The organism is Mycobacterium sp. NGS16 (genome assembly GCF_059813225.1).
The window spans coordinates 1-22,563 of sequence record NZ_JCALEE010000002.1; the positions used below are offsets into that span (position 1 = coordinate 1).

The following is a 22,563-nucleotide window of genomic DNA, read 5'->3' on the forward strand; positions in this document are numbered from 1 at the left end:
CCGCCACCCAACTAGCCGCACCCGCCGCCGGCACCTCCGAAGGTGCGATCTCGCCCGGTTTGGCATTCGACCTGGCGGGCGCGGTGCTGGAAGTGGGCAGCGTCGGCCCCTTCGGTGGAATCGGCCTCGGTGGCGCGTTCGGCGGGCTGGCGATCACGTTGGGCGAGCTGGCATTTCCTGAAGGCGCAGAAGGCCTTGGAGCGCTGGGCGGTCTGGGTCTGATCGGCCAGGCCACGCCTGCCGTCGGCGCCTTGGGATCCGCCGCCGGCCCGGCCGGTGCGACGTGGGCGAGCATGGGCAAGGCGGTGCCGCTGGGTTCGCTGTCGGTGCCGCAGGCTTGGGCGGCCGCCGCACCGTCGGCGCTACGCGAAGTCGCTTTGGTCTCAGCGCAATCGGGCACCGCCGCAGCGGCCGCCGCCGGAGCCGAAGCCCCCTACGCCGAGATGGCCCTGTCCAGCATGGCCGGTCGCGCCATGGCCGGCTCGGCGGCGCCGGGCCGCGGGCGACCGATGGCCACCCAGCCCAATCCCACGGCAACACCACCGAAGCCGGCCGAAGAAGCCGAAGATCCGGACAAGCCGGCCAAGTCGAAGGCGATCGGCGTCGTCGCCGAACTGCGCGCGCTCGTCGAACTGCGCGACTCCGGCGTGCTATCCCAGGAGAAGTTCACCCAACGCAAGCAACGCCTTCTCGGCGACTGACCCAAGCCGGGGTGGAAAATGATGACCGATGTCGGGTAACTCGGACCACCGCAGTCCGCGCAAAGCGATCCTCGGGCAACTGCCGCAGATCAGTCGGCCCGACGGATCACCGATCCGGGTGCTGCTGGTCGACGATGAGCCGGCACTGACCAATCTGGTGACGATGGCCCTGCACTACGAGGGGTGGGTTGTCGACGTCGCCCACAACGGGCGTGATGCCGTCAGCAAGTTCCACAGCGGCGAGCCCGATCTGCTGGTTCTCGACATCATGCTGCCCGACATCGACGGGCTACAGATTCTGCAACGGGTCCGCGAATCCGACGCCTACATTCCGACGCTGTTCCTCACCGCCCGCGACTCGGTCACCGACCGGGTCACCGGTCTGACGTCGGGCGCCGACGACTACATGACCAAGCCGTTCAGCCTGGAGGAGTTGGTCGCCCGGCTGCGCGGACTGCTGCGCCGTTCCGCCCAGCTGATGCCGCCGGTCGACGAGGCGCTCACCGTCGGCGAGCTGACACTCGATGGCGCCAGCCGACAGGTCAGCCGCGGCGACGTGCCGGTGTCGTTGTCCAGCACCGAGTTTGAGCTGCTGCGATTTTTGATGCGCAATCCGGGACGGGCGCTGGCCCGCGCGGAAATCCTGGACCGGGTCTGGAATTACGACTTCGCCGGCCGCACCAGCATCGTCGACCTCTATATCTCCTACCTGCGCAAGAAGATCGACGTCGATCGGGAGCCGATGATCCACACCGTGCGAGGAGTGGGTTACATGCTGAAGCCGCCGGGATGATGCGCTCGTCGCCGTGGTGGCGTCCGCGAGCACTGCGCCGGCAGTTGGTGCTCGGGGTATCAGCCGTGGTCACGGTGGCGTTCGCGGCCGTCGGTGTGGTGTCGGTGCTGAGCCTGCGCAGCTACGTCACCGCGACCAGCGACGCCGATGTGTCCGAGTCGCTCAATGCCTTCAGTCATTCCTTCGCCAAATACCGCAGCGTCGAGAACATCGTTGGCCCCGACGGCATGTCGACCATTGGGCGGGCCATGCTCGGTTTCAGTGATCAGACGCCAGGCAATGTGCTGGCGGTGCTGCGCAATGGCGCGGTGATCGGCTCGGCGGTGTTCACCGAGGAGGAACCCTATCCGGCGCCGGCCGACGTGGTGGCCGCCATCGGCGCGCACCATTGGCGCAACGGGCCCCCGCAGACCATGGAACTGGGCAGCCTGGGCACTTACCGGGTGGAAACCCGCGTCATCGACGATGACGATCTGCTGTTCATCGGCGGCTCACTGAACCTGGCGAACCGTACCGTCGCCCGTCGAATGGCCTCTGCAGCAGCGCTTTACACGGTGGCGTTGCTGATCACCGCCGGCTTGACGATCACCGTGGTCAGCTACGCGTTGCGCCCGCTGCGCCGGGTCGCGGCCACCGCGGCCTCGGTGGCCGCGATGCCGCTTACCGATGGCGATGAACGCATCACCATCCGGGTGGCCGACGACGACGTCGACCCCGACAACGAGGTGGGTATCGTCGCCGGCGCGTTGAATCGCTTGCTGGACAACGTCGATAGCGCCTTGGCGTATCGCAGTGAAGCCGACCGGCGGATGCGGCAGTTCATCACCGACGCCAGTCACGAACTGCGCACCCCGTTGGCGGCGATCCAGGGCTACGCCGAGCTGACCCGCCAAGACAGTTCCACGCTGCCGCCGACCACCGAATACGCGTTGGCCCGCATCGAATCCGAGGCGCAGCGGATGGCGTCGCTGGTCGAGGAGCTGCTGTTGCTGTCGCGGCTCGGCGAAGGCCAGGACCTGCACATCGAAGACGTCGACCTGGCCGATCTGGTGGCCGACGCGGTCAACGACGCGGCGGCGGCCGCTCCCAGTCACCACTGGGTCAAGGATCTGCCCGAGGCCCCGGTGTGGGTCCGCGGGGACCGCGCCCGGCTGCACCAGGTGGTGACGAATCTGTTGAACAACGCCTGGGTGCACACCCCGGCCGGGGTGACCGTCACGACCACCATCACCGAGGACCGCGCCGCGGTGGGCGGTCCGGTCGCGGAGTTGATGGTGGCCAACGACGGCCCGGCGATCGACGCCGAGATGGTGCCGCACCTGTTCGAGCGGTTCGTCCGGGCCGATAAGGCCCGCTCGGCGAAGCCCGGCAGCACCGGGCTGGGCTTGGCGATCGTCGCCTCGATCGTCAGCGCGCACCGTGGTTCGGTGGGCGCGGAATCCACCGAGGGCGCCACGGTGTTCCGGGTGCGGTTGCCGGTGGTGGAGCCGGCCGGAGAGTCCTCGGAAGAGCCGAAGAAACCATGGAGCCGCCTAGGAGAATCGAACTCCTGACCTATTCATTACGAGTGAATCGCTCTACCGACTGAGCTAAGGCGGCATGTCCCGCACGGGGACCAGCCGAGTTTACAGGTCGGCCCGCAGCGCCTGTCCGATGGTGGCGACCATGGCCCCCACGGCGAAGCGGGGCTTGACGTTGACCGCCAGCGCCTCGCGGCATTCCAGCACCGCCTCGATACAGCGCAACAGCGCCTCCGCCGGCGCATGGGTGGCCATCGCCGCCACCGCATCGGTCATGTCCGGATGGTTGGGCCGCGCCGTAGCCACCCCGGACGCGACCAGCAGCGAATCCCGGAAATAGGTGGCCAGATCGATCAGGGCCCGGTCCAGTGCGTCACGCGAGGCCCGGGTCTGACGAGACTTCTGCCGGCGCTCCAGATCCTTGATCACCCCGGCGGTGCCGCGCAGCGTCCCGGCGGTGCCCTTGCCGGTGCCGCCGGCGCCCAGCGCGGTGCGCAGCTCCTCGGTCTCGGCCTCGGCCCGCTCGGCGGTCAGATCCCGGGCCTCGGACTCGGCGGCCGCCACCAACTCGTCGACCGCGGCGAACGCCCGGGACGGGGTGGCCGCATCGCGGGCCAGCGCCAACGCCCGCTGACGGCGCTGACGGGCCTCCGGATCGGTGGCCAGCCGCCGGGCCCGGCCCACGTGGCCACCGCTGACCGCCGCCGCCCAGGCCGCCGTTTCGCCGTCGAGCCCGTCGGTGTCGATCAACACCTGGGCGATCGCCTCCGGCGCCGGTGTCACCAGCGCCACGTGCCGGCACCGCGACCGCAGGGTGATCGCGATGTCCTCCGGATCGACCGAGGGGGCGCACAGCAGGAACACCGTCGACGGCGGCGGCTCCTCGACGACCTTGAGCAGCGCGTTGGCCGCGCCCTCGGTGAGCCGGTCGGCGTCCTCGATCACCACGATCTGCCACCGGCCGGTTCCGGGCCGCCGGGAAGCGACCTGCACGATGGCCCGCATCTCGTCGACGCCGATGGACAACCCTTCCGGCACCACGCGGCGCACATCGGCGTGCGTGCCGGCCATCGTGGTGGTGCAGGCCCGGCACTGCCCGCAGCCCGGACCGCCCTCGGCGCCGTCAGCGGTGCACTGCAGGGCGGCCGCGAAGCACAGTGCCGCAACCGACCGGCCCGAACCGGGCGGCCCGGTGATCAGCCAGGCGTGCGACATCCCACCGGCGGTCGTGCCACTGTGAGATGAATCATGCCGCGACGCATGGGCGGCGGCCAACAGCGCGGCTTCTACCGCCTGTTGACCCACCAATCGCGCGAATACGCCGGACATCATCGGTCACAGTAACCGGTGACAAGGACATAACGACTCCGGCTTTGTCGGGGCGCCGGATACGGTGTTCTGGTGAGCACCAGGACCTTGGGCGGGCGGATCAGCCGATTCGTCCGCTGGGTGGTCAGGACGCCCTGGCCGGTGTTCACGCTGAGCATGCTGCAGGCCGACATCATCGGCGCGCTGTTCGTGTTCGGTTTCCTGCGGTTCGGCCTGCCGGACGAGGATCGAATCAACCTGCAGGACCTGCCGCGGACCAACCTGATCGTCTTCGCGCTCACCCTGCTGTGCCTGTTCTGCGTCGGATTCTCGCTGAGCACCTCGTTGCTGATGCCGGTGTTCCGCTGGCAACGCCGGGAGGCGCGGCTCACCGGCCCCGACCCCGACGCCGACTCCGACGCCACCGAACTGGCGCGCTCCCGCGCGTTGCGGATGCCGTTCTATCGCTCGCTGATCAGCATCGGCTATTGGATGGTGGGCGGCGTGGTGTTCGTCATCATCAGCTGGCCGGTGGTGAACGACGTCGTCCCGGTGGTCATCACCGCCACCGCGCTCGGTGCGGCGGCCACCGCCATCATCGGTTATCTGCAATCTGAGCGGGTGCTGCGCCCGGTGGCGGTCGCGGCACTGCGCGGCGGGGCGCCGGAGAATCTGCGGGCGCCCGGGGTGATCCTGCGCCAGCTGCTGACCTGGCTGTTGTCCACCGGGGTGCCGCTGGTGGCGATCGTGGTGTCGGTGCTGGCCGGCAAGGCCTCCCTGCTCGACGCCTCACCGGACAAGCTGTTCACCCCGATCCTGCTGATGGCGCTGGCCGCACTGGTCATCGGGCTGGCCGGCACCGCGCTGGTGTCGATGTCGATCGCCGACCCGCTGCGCCAGCTGCGCTGGGCGCTCGGGGAGGTGCAGCGCGGTAACTACAACGCGCACATGCAGATCTACGACGCCAGCGAACTCGGCCTGCTGCAGGCCGGTTTCAACGACATGGTGCGTGATCTGGCCGAGCGGCAGCGACTGCGCGACCTGTTCGGGCGCTACGTCGGCGAGGACGTGGCGCGGCGTGCACTCGAGCGCGGCACCGAACTGGGCGGCCAGGAACGCGACGTCGCGGTGCTCTTCATCGATCTGGTGGGCTCCACCCAGCTCGCGTCGACGCGGCCACCCAGCGAGGTGGTCAACCTGCTCAACGAGTTCTTCCGGGTGGTGGTGGAGGCCGTCGGGATCCACGGCGGTTTCGTCAACAAATTCCAGGGTGATGCCGCGCTGGCGATCTTCGGCGCGCCGATCGAGCACCCGGACGCCTGCAGCGCCGCGCTGGCGGCGGCCCGGGAACTGCACGACGGGCTGCTGCCGGTGCTCGGCTCGGAGGAGTTCGGCATCGGCGTCTCCGCCGGCCGAGCCATCGCCGGGCACATCGGGGCCCGGGCCCGCTTCGAATACACCGTGATCGGGGACCCGGTCAACGAGGCCGCCCGCCTGACCGAGCTGGCCAAGCTGGAGGAGGGCCACGTGCTGGCTTCGGCGGTGGCGGTCAGCGGGGCGGTCGACTCCGAGGCACTGTGCTGGGAGGTCGGCGAGATCGTCGAGCTGCGTGGTCGCGCCGTGCCCACTCAGCTGGCGCGGCCGTTGAATCTTGCTGTGGTCGAAGCGATCCCGGCCGAGAACGCCGAGACGTCGGCCGCGGCGGACTGACTCAGCGCTGGGCTGTCTTCTTAGCGGCCTTTTTCGCCGGCGCCTTGCGGGTGGTCTTCTTGGCGGCCTTCTTGGCCGGTCCCCGCGCTCGCCGGTCGGCGAGTAGCTCCGCGGCGCGCTCATCGGTGATCGAGGCCACCTCGTCGCCCTTGCGCAGGCTGGCGTTGGTCTCACCGTCGGTCACGTACGGCCCGAACCGGCCGTCCTTGATCACCATCGGCTTTCCGGTCGCCGGATCGGCACCCAACTCGCGCAGCGGTGGCGCCGCAGCGGCTTGCCGGCCACGGCGTTTCGGCTCGGCGTAGATCTTGAGCGCTTCCTCGAGGGTGATGTCGAAGATCTGCTCCTCCGTCGACAGCGACCGTGAGTCGGTGCCGCGCTTGAGATACGGACCGTAGCGGCCGTTCTGCGCGGTGATCTCGTCGCCGGTCGCCGGGTCGATACCGACCACCCGCGGCAACGACAGCAGCTTCAGCGCGTCGTCGAGGGTCACTGTCTGCAGATCCATGCTGCGCAGCAGCGAGCCGGTGCGCGGCTTGGGCCCGGTCGGCTTCTTGCCCTTCTTGGCAGTGCTTCCGGAATCGTCGTCGGGGGGCGGCGGCAGGATCTCGGTGACGTACGGGCCGTACCGGCCGTCTTTGGCGACGATCTCATGGCCGGTGTCCGGGTCGATGCCGAGCAGCCGGCCCTCCTGCGGGGTGGCGAAGCGTTCCTCGGCCATCGCCAGGGTCAGTTCGTCCGGCGGCAGCGAGTCATCCAGGTTGGCCCGCTGCGGGGTCGGCTCGCCGTCATCGCCGGCGACCATGCGCTCCAGGTACGGGCCGTTCTTGCCGACCCGGACATAGACCGGGCGGCCCTGCTCGTCGTCGAACAGCTTGATCGAGTTGATCTCCCGGGCGTCGATGCCCTCCAGGTTCACCCCGACCAGCTTCTTGAGGCCCCCGGCGCGGGCGATCGAGTCGTCCACGCCGTAGTCGCCGCCGAAGTAGAAATTGTGCAGCCAGTCGGTGCGGCGCTGCCGGCCGGCGGCGATCGCGTCGAGCTCGTCTTCCATCGCCGCGGTGAAATCGTAGTCGACCAGCCGGCGGAAATGCTGCTCAAGCAGCCCGATGACGGCGAACGCGACCCAGGACGGGACCAGCGCGCTGCCCTTTTTGTAGACGTAGCCGCGGTCCTGGATGGTCTTGATGATCGACGAGTAGGTCGAGGGCCGGCCGATCCCCAACTCTTCGAGCGCCTTGACCAGCGAGGCCTCGGTGTAGCGCGCCGGCGGGTTCGTGGCGTGCCCATCCGGGGTGGCCTCGGTGGCGTCCACCCGCTGCCCCTGGGTCAGCTGCGGCAGCCGGCGCTCGGCGTCGTCGGCCTCACCGCCGGCCAACTCGTCGACGGTCTCCACGTAGGCCTTGAGGAACCCGGCGAAGGTGATGGTGCGGCCGCTGGCGGCGAACGTCACCTGCTGACCGGCGGACTGCCCGCCGATCCGCAGGCTCAGCGTGGTGCCGCGGGCGTCGGCCATCTGGGAGGCCACGGTGCGCTGCCAGATCAGCTCGTAGAGCCGGAACTCGTCGCTGCCGAGCTCGTTGCGCACCGCATCGGGGGTGGCGAACGTCTCGCCGGCCGGCCGGATCGCCTCGTGGGCTTCCTGGGCGTTCTTGACCTTGCGGGTGTATTGCCGCGGCGACGGCGACACGTACTCCTCGCCGTAGAGCTGACGCGCCTGGGTGCGGGCGGCGTCGATCGCGCTGGCCGACAGCGTGGTGGAGTCGGTACGCATGTAGGTGATGTAGCCGTTTTCGTAGAGGCGCTGGGCGATGCTCATCGTCCGCTCGGCGGAGAACCGCAGCTTGCGGCCGGCTTCCTGCTGCAGCGTCGAGGTCATGAACGGCGCGTAGGGCCGCCGGGTGTAGGGCTTCTCCTCCACCGACGTGACCGTCAGCGAAGCACCCTGCAGCCCGGCTGCCAGCGCGGTGGCCGCGGCCTCGTCGAGCACCCGCACCTCGTCGGGTTTGCGCACCGCGCCCAGGGAGTCGAAGTCCCGGCCGCTGGCTACCCGCAGCTCGTCGACGGTGACCAACCGGGCGGAGAAGGTGGGCGGAGACGCCGCCGGGTCGGAGACGCTGGCGTCCAGTTGGGCGACCACGTCCCAATAGGAGGCGCTGCGGAACGCCATCCGCTCGCGTTCGCGCTGCACGATGATGCGGGTGGCCACCGACTGGACCCGTCCCGCCGACAGCTTCGGGGCTACCTTCTTCCACAGCACCGGTGAGACCTCGTAGCCGTACAGCCGGTCCAGGACGCGGCGGGTCTCCTGGGCGTCCACCAGGTCGATGTCGAGGTCACGGGGGTTCTCGGCGGCATTGCGGATCGCCGGCTCGGTGATCTCGTGAAACACCATCCGCTTGACCGGGATGCGCGGTTTGAGGGTCTCCAGCAGGTGCCAGGCGATCGCCTCGCCCTCCCGGTCACCATCGGTGGCCAGATAGAGCTCGTCGACGTCTTTGAGCAGGCCCTTGAGTTCGGTGACCGTGCTCTTCTTGTCCGGACTGACGATGTAGAGCGGCTCGAAGTCGGCGTCGACGTTGACGCCCAGCCGTGCCCACGGTTCGGTCTTGTATTTCGCCGGGACGTCGGCGGCATTGCGCGGCAGGTCCCGGATGTGTCCGCGGGAGGACTCGACGACGTAGTTACTGCCCAGGTAACCGGCAATTTTTCGTGCCTTCGTGGGCGACTCGACTATGACGAGTCGCCGCACGGGTGAATTTGTGCCGCCGTTGCGGCCGGGGTCAGCCAACTGCGCTTACGCTCCACTTCTGTCCGCACCGCCACGTCGCGCCGCCGGTGGACAACTGACAATCTCGCACTCACGGCCGTGCCCACGCAAACCGGCGTACAGCGCTGAATTCTCTCAAAGGTGGCCGAGGTGGCCGGGGATCGGCGCCTCGACACGCGGCCACTGGGTCAACGCCTCGGGGTCTGGAGGTGATTCCCCGACGTTTTCCACCAGCCGTGCCAGCCTGCGCCGACCGGTGATCCGCAACGCGGGCTTGCTGCCGCGGGTGCCGATCAAGGTGGGCGCTATCCCGACCCGCATCATGGCCGAGGCCAGCGGCGCGAAGGTCTCCGGCGCGTGCGGATCCAGGCCGAGCAGATAGCGGTCGGCGTCGGCGGCGCCCGCCGCCAGTGTCCAGGCCCGCAGTTCGCGCGGGCCCGGCAGCCATTGGGCCGGCACGGTCTTCACCGCCCCGCGGGTCCAGGCGTCGGCCAGGACGCGCAGCCGGGAATCCACCGCGGTCCGCACCAAGGGGGTGTCCTCGTCGGTGCGGGTGATCTCGGGCAGCAGCCCGGCCTCGCTGATCAGCTCGGCCAGGGCCATCGCCCGCCACTGGGCATCCACCACGACCGACAGTCGCGCGCCGCCCGCCATGACGACGATCTGTCCGGGACCTGCCAGCACCCCGGTGAGGTCGGCGACGCTGGGCGGCACCGACTCTGCCGAAAAGAAGGAAAGCTGGCTCACGTCACCGACAGTAAGCCGGTGCACCATCCGGCGGCGTCCGGGTCGGCCCTACCGGACCGACCCGCCCGAAACGAAACCCCCCGGTTCTGCTCCGTTGGGGGGAGCTGCCCGGGGGGTGTCGCCGAATCCAGTTGCTTAGACGGCGCGAACGCCCGTGGCCTGCGGGCCCTTGGGGCTCTGCCCGACCTCGAACTCCACGCGCTGGTTTTCCTCGAGGGTGCGAAAGCCGGACCCCTGGATCTCCGTGTAGTGGACAAACACGTCCGCTGACCCGTCTTCAGGCGCGATGAAGCCGAAGCCCTTCTCTGCGTTGAACCACTTCACAGTTCCCTGTGGCATTTGTCGATCTTTCCTTACTCTTCTTGCCCGGTGCATTGCACCGTTGTTCGGGGCACCGTTCGCTACCCCGGGCCTGTTCCGGCCGCCGTACCCTGGCGGTCGGCCGGTGCTGCCACCGACCACTACCCTGCGGGTACTGCGGCCGCAACCACAGATCCTGCGAAGGCTTGACACGAACACAGAAGCTACGACCGCCCATCAGTCAACCATGTTCAGCGCGCCGAGGACAGACTGCGGTGCCGAAATCACCGGGGGCTGGTTGAACAATACGGCGGCAGACTTTCTATGCAGGCGATTAAGGACGGGGTGAATGACGGTGAATTTCGGCGGTGAATTGCTAGCCACCGCCCTCGCCGGCATCGAACCCGGGGAGAATCCGCTGCGCCACGTCGCCGACCTGCCGGCGTCGGCGGGTCAGGTCGGTGCCTGGCCGGAGTGGGCCCAGCCCGACGTCATCGGCGCCTTCACCGGGCGCGGCATCGCCGCGCCGTGGTCGCACCAGCTGGCCGCCGCCGAACTCGCCCACGCCGGGCGGCACGTGGTGATCAGCACCGGCACGGCATCGGGAAAATCGCTGGCCTATCAACTGCCGGTGCTGGACGCGCTGGCGACCGATCCGCGCGCCCGGGCGCTGTACCTGTCGCCGACGAAGGCGTTGGGCCATGATCAGCTGCGCGCCGCCCACGCGCTGACCGCGGCGGTTCCGCGGCTATGCGGCGCGGCCGGCGCCGCGGCGCCGACCGCCTATGACGGCGACAGCCCGGCCGAGCTGCGCCGATTCGCCCGGGAGCGGTCGCGCTGGGTGTTCTCCAACCCGGACATGATCCATCTGTCCATGCTGCGCAACCATGCCCGTTGGGCGGTCTTCCTGCGCGGGCTGCGCTACGTGATCGTCGACGAATGCCACTACTACCGGGGCATCTTCGGGTCGCATGTGGCGATGGTGCTGCGGCGGCTGCTCCGGTTGTGCGCGCGCTACGGCTCGGGTCCGGGGCCGACGGTGATCTTCGCCAGTGCTACCACCGCGGCACCGGGGGCCAGCGCGTCGACGCTGATCGGGCAGCCGGTCGCCGAGGTCACCGCAGACGGCTCACCGCACGGCGCCCGGACGGTGGCACTGTGGGAGCCCGCCCTGCGCACCGACGTCACCGGCGAGAACGGTGCACCGGTGCGTCGCGCCGCCGGCACCGAGGCCGCCCGGGTGATGGCCGACCTGATCGCCGAGGGGGCGCGCACCCTGACCTTCGTGCGGTCCCGCCGCGGCGCCGAACTCACCGCGCTGGCGGCCCGCACCCGCCTGGAATCGGTGGCTCCGCAGCTGGCCGACAAGGTCGCCTCCTACCGGGCGGGTTATCTGGCCGAGGATCGCCGCGCCCTGGAACGCGCGCTGGCCGACGGCGAACTGTACGGGCTGGCCACCACCAACGCGCTGGAACTCGGGGTGGACATCGCCGGGCTGGACGCGGTGGTGATCGCCGGCTTCCCCGGCACCGTGACCTCGTTCTGGCAGCAGGCGGGCCGTTCGGGCCGGCGCGGTCAGACGGCGCTGATCGTGCTGATCGCCCGCGACGACCCGCTGGACAGTTACCTGGTGCATCATCCTGCGGCGCTGCTGGACAAGCCGATCGAGCAGGTGGTGATCGACCCGGCCAATCCGTATGTGCTGGGACCGCAGTTGCTGTGCGCGGCCATTGAACTACCCCTGACCACATCGGAGGTAACACAGTTGGGCGCCGCGCAGGTCGCCGAGCGCCTGGTCGACGACGGGTTGCTGCGCCGGCGGGCCGAGAAGTACTTTCCCGCGCCCGGGCTCGACCCGCATCCGGCAGTCGACATCCGGGGATCGGCCGGCGGGCAGGTGGTGATTCTGGAAGCCGATACCGGACGGCTGCTGGGCAGCGTCGACGCCGGCCGCGCGCCGGCCACCGTGCACACCGGGGCGGTGTACCTGCACCAGGGCGAGAGCTACCTGGTGGACTCGTTGGACACCGAGCGCCAGATCGCGTTCGTGCACGCCGAGGATCCCGGTTACGCGACGTTCGCGCGGGAGATCACCGACATCGACGTGACCGGCGACGGCGAGCGCGCCCGGTTCGGGCCGGTCAGCCTCGGCCTGCTGCCGGTCACGGTGACCCGCCAGATCGTCGGCTACCTGCGCCGGCTGCCGACGGGTGAGGTGCTGGACTTCATCGAGCTGGATCTGCCCCCGGCGACGCTGCCGACCACCGCGGTGGTCTACACCGTCACCGCCGAGGCGTTGGCCGAGTGCGGAATCGCCGAACCGCGGATTCCGGGGGCGTTGCACGCCGCCGAGCACGCGGCGATCGGCTTGCTGCCGCTGGTGGCCAGCTGCGATCGCGGTGACATCGGGGGCCTGTCCACCGCGGTGGGTCCCGGCGCCCTCGGCGGGCTGCCCAGCGTGTTCGTCTACGACGGCCACCCGGGCGGCGCCGGGTTCGCCGAACGCGGATTCCGGGCGGCGGCCACCTGGTTGGCGGCCACGGCCGCGACGATCGAGTCCTGCGAGTGCCCGCACGGCTGCCCGTCGTGTGTGCAATCACCCAAATGCGGAAACGGCAACGAGCCCTTGGACAAGGACGGCGCGGTGCGCGTGCTGCGATTGGTGCTCGGCAAGCTGAACGGCGCCTGACCCCCCGGCTGCGGGAGTCGGCCGACCCCCCGAACGGCCGACTCCCCCGAGCCGGTATCCCGCGGGCTCGCCGTGGCAACGTGCGCCACGCCGCAGCGCCGACGGAGCACCAAGACGAACGGTCGAAAAAGGCGAACCGTTCCCAACCCGGTACCGAGCCGGACGCGGCCGTAAGTTACCGGCTGTACGGGACCGGCGCAACTCGAAAACCGACCGGGCTACCTGCGGCCTGGCGGCAAAGCAGGGCAAACGGCCGCTGAAGGTGCTGGTAGTGAACCGTTGGCCGTAAAATCCTGAGGTTATGGCCCACGACTGGTTGCTGGTGGAGACACTCGGTGAGGAGCCGGCAGTCGTCGCGCAGGGCCGCCAGGTCAAGAATCTGGTGCCGATCGCCCAGTTCCTGCGTCGAAGCCCCCACCTGGCCGCGATCCAGACCGCGATCGCCGAATCGATGCGCAGCGCGCAGAGCCTGGCCAGCATCACCCCCAAGCGCGATCGGGTGATCCGCACCGAGCCGGTGGTGATGTCCGACGGCCGGGTGCACGGCGTGCACGTCTGGAGCGGGCCGGCCGACATCGAGCCGCCGGAGCGCCCGACCCCGGGCCCGCTGAAGTGGGACCTGACGCTGGGGGTCGCCACCGACACCAAGGAATCCCTGGCCAACAGCGGCAAGGATCCCGAAGTGGAGGCCACCCACGGCCGGGCCTTCGCCGAGGAACTGCCCACCCGCGACTTCAGCCCGAACGAGAACAAGGTGCTGGCGCTGGCGATACGGGCCGAGCCCGGCCAAACCATCTGCAGTAGTTGGGATATCAGCGATTTCCGCGGCGACACCGTCCGGGTGGGCTTCGTAGCGCGCACCGCCTGGGAGACCGACCCCGCCAGCGGGCGTGAACACCTGGTGTCGCGCGGGATGAACTGGCGCGGACAACTCGACGGCAGCGTGCAGCGCCCCGACTTCCTGGCACAGCAGATCCTGCACGGCCTGGCCCAGCCCGGCGTGCACCGCGCCATGGTGGACCTGGCCGACTGGCGGTTGCTGAAGTGGCTGGATGACCCGTGCCCGTTCTATGACTGGCGCGGCACCGTGGACGCGCCCCGGGTACACCCCGACGACGAGGCCCTGATCACCCGCATGACAACCGATTTCAGCCAGGGCCCGACGACCGGGGTGCTGCGGCTGCGGCAGGCCCACGGCGGTTGGGAGCCGGTGCATGTGACCGTCAACCGGGTGGAACTCGAAGAGGGCACCTACGCCGGCCTGATCGCGCTGCGCCTGCCCACCGCGCGGGATCTGGCCGATGCCGGGCTGGGTCCGGCTGCCGGCGCGTCCTAGGCGATCGCAAGAACGGTCGCAGCTTTAGGGCACCGGCCCGGCCCGGGCCGTCGCGCGGGCCGGACCGATCCGCCAGCCGGGTACCGCGACCGCGACCGTGATCACCAGGTCGAGTCCGTCTACCGTGCACTGACTTTCGCGGGCCCCCATTCGCGCGGCGAGTCGTTGCGCTTGCGCGCAGGCGGTAGCCGGCCCGGCGGGGATCCGGGTCGCCCCGGCGACGGCGGCCAGGTCGGCGGCCGCCTGCACGCGGTGCCGCGCGATGACCGCCGCGCCGAGCAGGACGCCGCCGCCGGTGAGACTCAGCAACACCGCGACCATCGCGGCGGCGGCCACGGTGGCCGCGCCGGCCTCACCGGGATGGCTCGGCGGCCGACACCGCTTCGCCGCGGACGGCCAGCCCCGGCAGCAGCGCCGGCCGCACGGTGACCGTCGCGACCACGAACTCGCCGTCGGAGCGCAGCTGGATCGCCGCGCCGGCCGGCGCGATCCGCCGCACCACGGCCGTGGCCGCTGGCGTGTCCCCACGGGCCGCCAACCGGGCCGCCTCCCGGGCGGCGTCGAGGCAGCGGACCTGGGCGGACACCGCGCTGATCCCGGCCAGAGACACCACCAGCACCGAGACCAGCGCCGCCAGCCCGAACGCCGCCTCCACCGTGCTGGCGCCGGACTCGCCGGCAAGTCGGCCATGACCGGTCAACGCCCGTCAGACCTTGGTGTTCAGCGCACGCCCGATCACCCGGTTCAACGCTGAGACGATGGAGTCGCCGGTGACAACGGTGTAGAGGATCGCGCCGAAGGCTGCGGCAGCGATCGTGCCGATCGCGTACTCGACCGTCGACATCCCGGACTCGTCGGACGCCAGCAGCAGCAATCTGAGCTGGATGGCTCGAAACATGTTGTGCGCCTGCCGTATCTGTGTTCTCACCGGACCTCCTTCATCCTCACCCGTTCTGGGTTCTCGCGGCTTTTCCGCGAAGTATCGGCGGGCTCACAGCAGGCCCGACCGCAGCACCTCGCCGGCCAGGCCGGCCACCACCGGCACGATGCCCAGGCAGACGAATGCGGGCAGGAAGCACACCCCGAGCGGCCCGGCGATCAGCACGCCGGCCCGCTCCGCGGCGGCGGTCGCCGCGTGCCCCGCCTCGTCGCGGCAGTGGGCCGCGAGCTCACCGAGTCCGGCCGCCAGCGCCGCTCCGGAGGACCCGGATCGTCGGGCCAGTCGCAGCACCGCGGCCGTCGACGGGTCACAGGCGTCACCTGACGGCACCGACCAGGCGGTCCCGGGATCGGCGCCCAGGGCCAACAGCTCCGCGCCGCGGCGCAGCATCCCCGCCAGCTGCGTCGGCGCAGAGCGGGCGGTCGCGGCGGCAGCTGCCGAGACCGGCATTCCGGCGGCCAGGCAGAGCGCGAACACCTCGAGGCCGGCCGCCAACGCCAGCGCGTCGGTGCCCGGCACCGCTCGACGGCGTACCGGACGGGCCGGCCGGGGCAGCCCCGCGCGTGCCCGCACCGTTGACGGGGCGACCAGCATCGCCGTGGCCAGTAACACCGCGGCGCTGCTCACCGGGCGGCGCCCACACGCAGGGTGATCCGGTCCGACCACAGCAGCCCGGTGCAGACCAGGCTCACTCCGACCACCGACAGCACCCCACCGGGTCCACCGAGTAGAAAGCCGATCGGACGGGCCCCGATCAGTTCGCCCAGCAGCACCCCGAGCACCGGCAGGCAGCCCAAGATGGTCGCCGAGGCCCGCGCACCGGCCATCCCGGCATCGGCACGCGCGGAAAACCGTTGCCGGGCAGCAATATCACTTTGAGCGGCCTGCATCAGTGTGGCCACCGCCAGCCCGTGTTCGCCGCCGAGCTCCCAGTACACCGCGAGCCGTTCCCAGTGCGAAGGCAGCGCCGAGGACGTGGCGGCATCCCGCAGCCCGGTAGCGACGTCGGCGCCCAGCCGGGCTCGCGCGACCACGCCACGCAGGGCGGCGGACACGAAGCCGTGGCTCGTCTCGGCGGCGGCAACGGCGAACGCCCGCACCGGATGTGCGCCGATACGCAACTCACCGACCAGCACATCGAGTGCACTCTCCAGGGCGCGTGATTCCGCCACCGCGCGCCGGCCCCGGCGGCCGCGGGCGTGGCGCAGCGCAGCCGTGGCGGCCAGCACCGCGCCGGCCAGGCAGGTGCTTCCCGGCAGGGCGACCACGGCCAGCACCGCGGTGCCGCAACCCAACGACCCCAGCACACCCCACCGGCCGATCCGGCGACCCGGGCGGTCGGCCGGCTGCAGCCGGCGGCGCGGCGAGACGCCGAGCAGCGCCGCCGCGGCCAGCGCGAGCGCGGCGACCGGGAGGCTGGTCATGCCGGCCTCCGATCCCGCAGTAGCGCCCGGAATTCGGCGATGTGGTCACCCGCTCCCCGCTCGGCGTGCCACACCGGCGCGGCCTGAACCATGCCGGAGGCGGTGCGGCACAACAACGAGATGTCGGTGAGCCGCCGCCGGCCGTTGCGATCGCGGCCGACGTGCAATAGCACCTGCCTGGGTTATCAGAGGTTCAACACGTTTTATTGAGTAATTAGCGTGTTTACCTGCAGATTAATCGTCGTATACATGTATCCTATTAGGTATGGTTGGCCAAAAATTTTCCGAGTTTGCACGGCGTGGCGCGCCGGCAGATGTGGGATACCGGGGTAAAAATTCACCCCATGGACCTACACGACAATCCACAACTGCTGGTGGAGAAGTTCGTCGAGCAGCATGCTCTCGTGTTGGGCGAAACGCATGGCGATCTGTGTGCGAGGTTGGCGGAGGTTCCGGACCGGTACGTCGATCAGGGCAACGATCCCCGAGGAATCACCGTGTCATGCACGCTGCTGGAGACGTTGCTGTTCTCGAGGTGGCGTCGCCAGACCGAGGACTCGACTTTGAGGGCGATCAAGGGCAACGGGTTTGGGATTGTTCTGGTCGACGGGAAGGGGTCTCGTATCGGGGTGCGCAAACATCCACGCAACTGGGACGGCAGCCTGCTCGAATCGGTGGAGTATGTGCCCGGCGAGCATCAGCTGAGTATCGAGGAGGAATTGGGGTACCCAATCGGCGGCGGGGATGGCATTCCGGAGCCTCCCGGGTATCGGCAATATGTACTGTGGTGGCCAGGCAATCTGGGCTTGGGTGGTGCGGTCTTGGCTGCGGGCATACTCACCGACAAGGTTCAGGTACTCTACGCCAGCACTCCGCTGCCGCCACCGATCATGGAGCAGCGTGCGAAAACGGCACCCACCATGGATCCGTTCGCGCAGGCTACCGAGGTTGCAATGCCCGGAAAGCGGCGCCGGGACGAGGATTTCGCGGATGCCGACGGCGTCACCGAGGAGACACTGAAGGAAGCGCCGCCGGAATCGTCGTAGCCCTCGTGCACACTGCTGGGTGCATGCGGGGCTCCCACTCGGGTGATGTTGAATCGAGCGCACGATGATCGAGGTTTTTGGTGCACGGGTCCGGCAGGCCCGGCTATTGCGGCGGATGACGGCAACTTCTGTGGTGGGCCTGGTTGGCTGGAGCAATGCCCGCCAGACGAAGATCGAGAAGTCTTCGACGATCATGTTGTCCGCTGATGAGGTTGCGCGGCTGTCGGAGTTGTTCCGCTTTCCTGCACGGTTTTTCAGCTCGGAACCGCAGTCTCGCGTTTCGGCAGGTGAGTTGCTTTTCCGGGCGCCAAAGTCGATGACTGTTGGCGAGCAGGACTTCTTGGCGACATTCGCTTCGCTCGCCGGCGATTTTCTCGGCGAGCTGGATGAGCGGTCGAAATTGCCTCATGTGAAGATCCCGTCGATCTGCGGCAAGGATCATCACAGGCCGAGCGCGGTCCAGGCCGCAGGGTGGCTGCGCGAGGCGATGGGGCTGGAACCTAATGAGCCACTGGATGATTTGATGTATGAAGCTGAGCGATTGGGTGCACCGGTGATCGTCCGTCGGCGTACTCCGGGTGAGTGGGAGAGCGAGTTCGCGGCCACACCGGGGAGAGCGCGTGACGAGAAGCACTTGGGTTATTCGAGTTGGGTGGGACGACACCGGGATCGCCCGCTCGTGGTGCTGCGCGAATCCGAGTCGTGGGAACGGACCCGATTCACCGTTGCCCATGAGTTGGGGCATTTGGTGTTGCACAGCCGTGGACACTGCTCGGTGAACTCGGGCGAGGAGTTGGAGGCCAATCGGTTCGCCACCGAGTTGTTGGCGCCCGTCGCCGCGCTGGCGCCGGAGTTGCCGCAGGTGATGTCACTGTTGAACCTCAAACCGCTCAAGGACAAGTGGGGCTTGTCGTTGGGTTCGCTGATCATGCACATGCGTGACTCGGGATTGATCGACGCTGATCGCGCGAAAATGCTTACCACACAACTCTATTCACGGATAAATCCTGAGACTGGGCATACCTGGGGTATGACGGAACCCGGATGGAACGAACGTGACCCCGAGCGGCCCCGGCTGCTGCGCAAGTGGGTGGAACGCTGCTACGGGGATGCCTCGGTGCCGATGCTGGCCGCACGCGAGTCAATGATATTTCCATCGGATCTGCTCGAATGGTTCCTGGCTACGCAACGGCCTTCACCTGCATCTGACAGGCGCCCGATGGCTGCCGTCGGGATGCGCGGCGCTAGCGGATCAGCCCCGGAAGAGCGGCATCAAGTGGTCCGCCTCGACGATTTCCGTCGCGGTAGAACTCCATGAACGGCGCGAGAGGCCGCTGACGGTGGCGCGGGTGCAGCGGCTGTGTTTCCCGGACCGGCCTGACACCTACACGGTGGTCGGCGCCGATCGGCTACCCGTTGCACCTGCCCGGGAGTACTTGCGGTTCCTCGCCGATCAGGGCGCGTCTCCAAATACTGTGCGTGCCTACGCATACGGGCTATCGGCGTGGTGGACGGTGCTCGAACACACCGGCGCGGCCTGGGATGATTTTCCCACTAGCCTGTTTGGCGAGTTCCTGTGTTATCTGCGGACCGGGGATCTGCCGGGCGTGGTCCGCATCGGTGAGCCCGGGCCTGGGATGGCCGAGTCGTCGTTGCAGCCGCGGGGGGCTGCGGTGTTGTCGATGTACCGGTACTTCGCCGACGCCCACGATCTGACCCGCCCGTACCGCCGCTTGTTCTCCTCCCACGCCCGATCCTCGCGGCGCCGCTATGCCCCCACCCTGGCTGGTGTCGGACCGCGACGTGATCAGGAGGTGCCTGTGCACCGCCGGCGTGCACCCAATCGCAGCGAGACGCCGGTGTTGTTGCCCGATCAAGTCAACACCATCCTGGATGGCTGCAGTGTGCAGTCGCCGTCGGGTGAGTGGACCGGCAGCGAGGCGGGTTTGCGTGACCGGTTGTTCTTCGCCGTCCTGGCCGAGACCGGAATTCGGATAGGTGAAGCCTTATCATTGCGCCACAATGATTTCCATATCACCGGGGGTGACACGCCGTCGATTCTGGTGGCCGGCCGCGACGATCACCCCCATGGGGTACGAGCCAAGTCCGGTGCCCGCCGGATCTACATCGGCGATGATCTGGTAGCCCTCTACAGCGAGTACGTGTGGCAGCTGATCGGGTGGGCCGCCGACGTCGCGGTTGCCGACCTGGCGTCGCACTTCGTGTTCGTCAATCTGGCGCGCGGCCAGCGCTATGCACCGTTACGCCCGGAAACCGTCTACGACAAGGTGGACGCCCTCACGGCCGCCCATGCTGATGCGTTGCCCCAGGATTGGACTCCTCACTGGCTGCGGCACACCCACGCCACCGCTCTGCTGTTGTCTGGGGTGCCTGAACACGTGGTCATGCGCCGTCTCGGCCATGCCGATGTGCAGACCACGCTGTCGATCTACGGGTGGGTGACCGCCGACGCCGAGATGCGCACGGTCGCGCAGTGGAAGAGCTTCGTCGCCGGCTGGAAGGTGAGCCATGACTCAACCCCATAACAGTCACGTCGATTCTGCAGGATCCGCGGCGGCCACCGCGTGGGATCGGCAATGGCAGCAGGTCCCTGAATCGTGGCGAACTTTGCACTACCGCATCGACGCTGCACCGTTCGACGCCGTATTCGTGCGCAACCAGCGCTACCTGAACAATCCCGACGGCCACGACTTCACCCCCGCCGGTGTCCCAGAACGCTTTCGCCAAGAAATGGCGTGGTGGGTGTGGTTGTGCGGTCACGAAGGAATCCGCAAGATCGAGCCGTTCCTGTTGAAGTGGACGGCCGTCGCCTTGACCGACGCCGCCGCCGAGCACCAGCAGCGATATCACCGGCCTCTAGTAAGCATCGCAGACCTCGCGGCCGAAGACGTCGTACGTCACGCGGTGGTGCGATTTGAGCGCCGCAACGCCCGCCTGCCCTCCGCGGGGGCTCGGCGCCAAGTCGTGGGCTTGATCGAGCACCTGCATCTTTACGTATCGGTGCGCTGCACCGATGCCCCGTGGTGGGCCCATGACATCTGGGATCTGCGGGCTGATCCCCGCATACCACAGCGCGAACATGAACCCAGCCATGACAAAGTCGTCAAACTTGCCCAGATCCACCCGCCGTGGCTGCGTGAGGGCGTGCGGTTCTGGCTGCGCACCTCCATAACCGCGGAATTGCTGCGCTGGTCATCGGTAGCCGATCGTGCTCGCAACATGGCCAGGCACCTCGGCCCGTTCTTGGCCGCCCGCAACATCAGCACCCCGCTGTTGGCCGATGACCGCGCCGCCCTGCGGTTGTTGTTCACCGAGTTTTCCAACTACCTGAAATCCCCATCCGCACAGTTCAAACCAGACCGGCCGTTGTCAGCATCCGCGGTGGACTCGACCCAGTCGCAGGCCCAGGTGTTCTACGCCTTCATGGTTGATCACGCCGAGGAAGCCGCTGCGGCGACCGGCGACCCCCGGTGGGCTCAGATCACCGACACCTACACGCGGCTGTGGGGCGCGGCGTTTCGAACCCGCCGCGCCAACCGGCAGCGGGAACTGACGTGGTTCTCCACTACGGAATTGCAGCAGATGTTGTGCTACCTCGACGTGCTGGCGGCCGATCGCGGTATGCCGGTGGCCATCACTCACCCCGATGCAACGATCTCGGTTGTCGCCGGCCTCGGAGACCCGCAAGCCGCGCGAGTCTGGCTGCTGCAGGCGCTGACCGGACGCCGAGCCTCGGAGATCCTGATGCTCGATTTCGACCCTCTGACCGCTATTCCCGGCCAGGAACGCCCCACAGATTCCGATGACCCCGACGCATTCGTCGCCAAGTTGCGCTACCAGCAGACCAAGGTCGACGGGGTACTGCCGTCGATCCTGGTTGAGAAGGCGGTGGTCAACGTGATCACCGAACAGCAACAGTGGGTTCGCCGCCGCCACCCTGGGCTGAGCCCGAAGTACCTGTTCCTCGGACTGCGCCACCAGCATCAGGGCCACCGGGCCCGCACCTACCAGTCCTACGGTGTGGCACTGAACAAACTCGACAAGGTTCACGGCCTGGCCGACTCGACCGGGCGTCCGCTGCGGTTCAGCCAGACCCATCGGCTCCGCCATACCCGGGCCACCGAGTTGCTAAACGACGGCGTTCCCATTCACGTGGTACAGCGATACCTTGGGCACGCATCCCCTGAGATGACCCTGCGCTACGCTGCGACGCTTGCTGCAACAGCTGAGTCAGAATTCCTGCGGCACAAGAAGGTCGGCGCACACGGCACCGATATCGCAATCAGTCCATCCGATATTTATGACATGACTCAACTGGCGGCCCGCACGGATCGGGTACTTCCCAACGGCGTGTGCCTGCTTCCTCCGCTGAAGAGCTGTGACAAAGGAAATGCTTGTCTGTCCTGCGGGCATTTCGCCACCGACGCCACTCATCTCGACGAATTGATCGCGCAGCGCGCCAAGACCGTCACCTTGATCGAGGTCCGCCGCGAACAGTACCGGCGACGCAGCGGGCGGGAACTAACCGACGACAACGTGTGGATCCACGAACGGCGCCGGGAGATCGCCTCTCTGGACGCCATCATCGAGCGTCTGCACACCGACACCGAGGGCCTCGCGAACGGAGCCAGTGTGGGCGGTGCTGGTGCCTCAAACCGGTTGCCGCTGTTGAAGGTCAAGACCCGCGGCAGCCACGAATCTGTTCTACGCAAAGCCGACCCCAACGCACCCGGATGAGGCAACGCCCCCCTCCCCCTTCGGATAACGCCCGCCGCGCCCTGGCCGACTACCGCAAGAACATCTCCCAGACCAAGCGCCGGGATATCGAACGGGCCATCAAACACCTACGCAAGACCAACGCCATCATCAACATATCCACCGTCGCTTCCCGCGCCGGCGTAGAACGCAAGACCGTCTACAAGCACCGCGACCTAGTCGCCATCATCGACGCCTACCGACGCCAGCCGCCTTCGCTCGACGCCGCCACGGGCCGCGAGACCACCGTCGTAGCCGCCCTACGTGCCCAACTGGTCGCCAAGGACGGTGAGATCCGCGCACTGAAAACCAAGCTTGCCGAACAAGAATCGACAATCGCACTGCTCTACGGACAACTCGACGCCGGAAACGGTGCAGGGGGCGGCGGCTAATGGGTGCCATCGCAACAACGGTGTGGGGCACCGCCTGCACTTTACTCGCGATTCCAGCCATTGTGGCGCCGAAACCACGCACCCGTATCCGGAATCCCCCAATCTGCGGCG

The 22,563-nt window shown here is 68.4% G+C and carries 21 protein-coding genes and 1 tRNA gene; 11 read left to right on the plus strand and 11 right to left on the minus strand.

Annotated elements, in window-relative coordinates:
• From AC5Y4Q_RS05755 to AC5Y4Q_RS05765, 3 genes are all read left to right on the plus strand, one after another.
• The coding region (locus AC5Y4Q_RS05755; protein WP_499958344.1) for an SHOCT domain-containing protein at nt 1-701 on the plus strand (701 nt) is incomplete at its 5' end.
• Nucleotides 702-729: 28 nt separating this feature from the next.
• Nucleotides 730-1,494 carry a response regulator transcription factor gene (locus AC5Y4Q_RS05760; protein WP_064923678.1) on the plus strand — a complete coding sequence of 255 codons (765 nt, stop codon included), beginning with the start codon at nt 730-732 and terminating at the stop codon, nt 1,492-1,494.
• Nucleotides 1,491-3,047 carry a sensor histidine kinase gene (locus tag AC5Y4Q_RS05765; RefSeq protein WP_499958345.1) on the plus strand — a complete coding sequence of 519 codons (1,557 nt, stop codon included), beginning with the start codon at nt 1,491-1,493 and terminating at the stop codon, nt 3,045-3,047. The genes AC5Y4Q_RS05760 and AC5Y4Q_RS05765 overlap by 4 nt, the downstream gene beginning before the upstream one ends.
• Here AC5Y4Q_RS05765 and AC5Y4Q_RS05770 read toward each other — a convergent pair.
• Both AC5Y4Q_RS05770 and AC5Y4Q_RS05775 read right to left on the minus strand, forming a co-directional pair.
• Nucleotides 3,018-3,093 (minus strand) — tRNA-Thr (locus AC5Y4Q_RS05770). The two genes, AC5Y4Q_RS05765 and AC5Y4Q_RS05770, sit on opposite strands and share 30 nt — an antisense overlap.
• A 26-nt stretch (nt 3,094-3,119) precedes the next feature.
• Nucleotides 3,120-4,343 (minus strand): DNA polymerase III subunit delta', encoded by a 1,224-nt coding sequence (locus tag AC5Y4Q_RS05775; RefSeq protein WP_499958346.1) that lies wholly within the window; start codon nt 4,341-4,343, stop codon nt 3,120-3,122.
• 69 nt (nt 4,344-4,412) lie between these two features.
• Between AC5Y4Q_RS05775 and AC5Y4Q_RS05780 the strand changes: the two genes are divergently transcribed.
• Complete coding sequence (locus AC5Y4Q_RS05780) at nt 4,413-6,032, plus strand: adenylate/guanylate cyclase domain-containing protein (RefSeq protein ID WP_065019495.1); 1,620 nt, start codon at nt 4,413-4,415, stop codon at nt 6,030-6,032.
• Between the two features lies 1 nt (nt 6,033).
• Here AC5Y4Q_RS05780 and topA read toward each other — a convergent pair whose 3' ends face one another.
• The 3 genes from topA to AC5Y4Q_RS05795 form a co-directional block, all read right to left on the minus strand.
• Nucleotides 6,034-8,823 (minus strand): type I DNA topoisomerase, encoded by a 2,790-nt coding sequence (gene topA / locus AC5Y4Q_RS05785; protein WP_065019494.1) that lies wholly within the window; start codon nt 8,821-8,823, stop codon nt 6,034-6,036.
• 114 nt (nt 8,824-8,937) lie between these two features.
• Nucleotides 8,938-9,549 carry a hypothetical protein gene (locus AC5Y4Q_RS05790; protein ID WP_064923682.1) on the minus strand — a complete coding sequence of 204 codons (612 nt, stop codon included), beginning with the start codon at nt 9,547-9,549 and terminating at the stop codon, nt 8,938-8,940.
• A gap of 135 nt (nt 9,550-9,684) precedes the next feature.
• Nucleotides 9,685-9,888, minus strand: coding sequence for a cold-shock protein (locus tag AC5Y4Q_RS05795; RefSeq protein WP_005138711.1), 204 nt, complete (start codon nt 9,886-9,888; stop codon nt 9,685-9,687).
• Between the two features lie 310 nt (nt 9,889-10,198).
• On the opposite strand from AC5Y4Q_RS05795, the gene AC5Y4Q_RS05800 reads away from it, so the two are divergent.
• Both AC5Y4Q_RS05800 and AC5Y4Q_RS05805 read left to right on the plus strand, forming a co-directional pair.
• The gene (locus AC5Y4Q_RS05800; RefSeq protein ID WP_499958348.1) at nt 10,199-12,538 is read left to right on the plus strand and encodes a DEAD/DEAH box helicase; all 2,340 of its coding nucleotides are present in this window, start codon (nt 10,199-10,201) and stop codon (nt 12,536-12,538) included.
• A gap of 301 nt (nt 12,539-12,839) precedes the next feature.
• Nucleotides 12,840-13,874, plus strand: coding sequence for a PAS domain-containing protein (locus AC5Y4Q_RS05805; protein WP_064923669.1), 1,035 nt, complete (start codon nt 12,840-12,842; stop codon nt 13,872-13,874).
• 24 nt (nt 13,875-13,898) lie between these two features.
• Here AC5Y4Q_RS05805 and AC5Y4Q_RS05810 read toward each other — a convergent pair whose 3' ends face one another.
• The 6 genes from AC5Y4Q_RS05810 to AC5Y4Q_RS05835 all read right to left on the minus strand — a co-directional run bounded on the left by AC5Y4Q_RS05810 (nt 13,899) and on the right by AC5Y4Q_RS05835 (nt 16,411).
• The gene (locus tag AC5Y4Q_RS05810) at nt 13,899-14,210 is read right to left on the minus strand and encodes an Rv3654c family TadE-like protein (RefSeq protein WP_499958351.1); all 312 of its coding nucleotides are present in this window, start codon (nt 14,208-14,210) and stop codon (nt 13,899-13,901) included.
• 16 nt (nt 14,211-14,226) lie between these two features.
• The gene (locus AC5Y4Q_RS05815) at nt 14,227-14,529 is read right to left on the minus strand and encodes a TadE family type IV pilus minor pilin (RefSeq protein ID WP_064920808.1); all 303 of its coding nucleotides are present in this window, start codon (nt 14,527-14,529) and stop codon (nt 14,227-14,229) included.
• 51 nt (nt 14,530-14,580) lie between these two features.
• A complete protein-coding gene (locus tag AC5Y4Q_RS05820; RefSeq protein ID WP_499958739.1) occupies nt 14,581-14,772 on the minus strand; it encodes a DUF4244 domain-containing protein in 192 nt (63 codons plus the stop codon).
• Between the two features lie 93 nt (nt 14,773-14,865).
• On the minus strand, nt 14,866-15,441 hold the full coding sequence (locus AC5Y4Q_RS05825; RefSeq protein ID WP_185746661.1) for a type II secretion system F family protein: 576 nt from the start codon (nt 15,439-15,441) through the stop codon (nt 14,866-14,868).
• Nucleotides 15,438-16,238, minus strand: coding sequence for a type II secretion system F family protein (locus tag AC5Y4Q_RS05830; RefSeq protein ID WP_125225404.1), 801 nt, complete (start codon nt 16,236-16,238; stop codon nt 15,438-15,440). Before AC5Y4Q_RS05830 ends, AC5Y4Q_RS05825 begins: the two co-directional genes overlap by 4 nt.
• A complete protein-coding gene (locus AC5Y4Q_RS05835) occupies nt 16,235-16,411 on the minus strand; it encodes a conjugal transfer protein TrbB (protein WP_185746660.1) in 177 nt (58 codons plus the stop codon). Before AC5Y4Q_RS05835 ends, AC5Y4Q_RS05830 begins: the two co-directional genes overlap by 4 nt.
• A 96-nt stretch (nt 16,412-16,507) precedes the next feature.
• Here AC5Y4Q_RS05835 and AC5Y4Q_RS05840 point away from each other — a divergent pair, with 96 nt between their 5' ends.
• From AC5Y4Q_RS05840 to AC5Y4Q_RS05860, 5 genes are all read left to right on the plus strand, one after another.
• The gene (locus tag AC5Y4Q_RS05840) at nt 16,508-17,284 is read left to right on the plus strand and encodes a hypothetical protein (protein WP_125225403.1); all 777 of its coding nucleotides are present in this window, start codon (nt 16,508-16,510) and stop codon (nt 17,282-17,284) included.
• Between the two features lie 64 nt (nt 17,285-17,348).
• Complete coding sequence (locus AC5Y4Q_RS05845; protein WP_064922693.1) at nt 17,349-18,602, plus strand: ImmA/IrrE family metallo-endopeptidase; 1,254 nt, start codon at nt 17,349-17,351, stop codon at nt 18,600-18,602.
• Between the two features lie 22 nt (nt 18,603-18,624).
• Nucleotides 18,625-19,830, plus strand: coding sequence for a tyrosine-type recombinase/integrase (locus tag AC5Y4Q_RS05850; protein ID WP_109470165.1), 1,206 nt, complete (start codon nt 18,625-18,627; stop codon nt 19,828-19,830).
• On the plus strand, nt 19,814-22,042 hold the full coding sequence (locus tag AC5Y4Q_RS05855; RefSeq protein ID WP_064922695.1) for a tyrosine-type recombinase/integrase: 2,229 nt from the start codon (nt 19,814-19,816) through the stop codon (nt 22,040-22,042). Before AC5Y4Q_RS05850 ends, AC5Y4Q_RS05855 begins: the two co-directional genes overlap by 17 nt.
• Nucleotides 22,039-22,452 (plus strand): hypothetical protein, encoded by a 414-nt coding sequence (locus AC5Y4Q_RS05860; RefSeq protein ID WP_064922697.1) that lies wholly within the window; start codon nt 22,039-22,041, stop codon nt 22,450-22,452. Before AC5Y4Q_RS05855 ends, AC5Y4Q_RS05860 begins: the two co-directional genes overlap by 4 nt.
• Nucleotides 22,453-22,563: the final 111 nt, after the last annotated feature.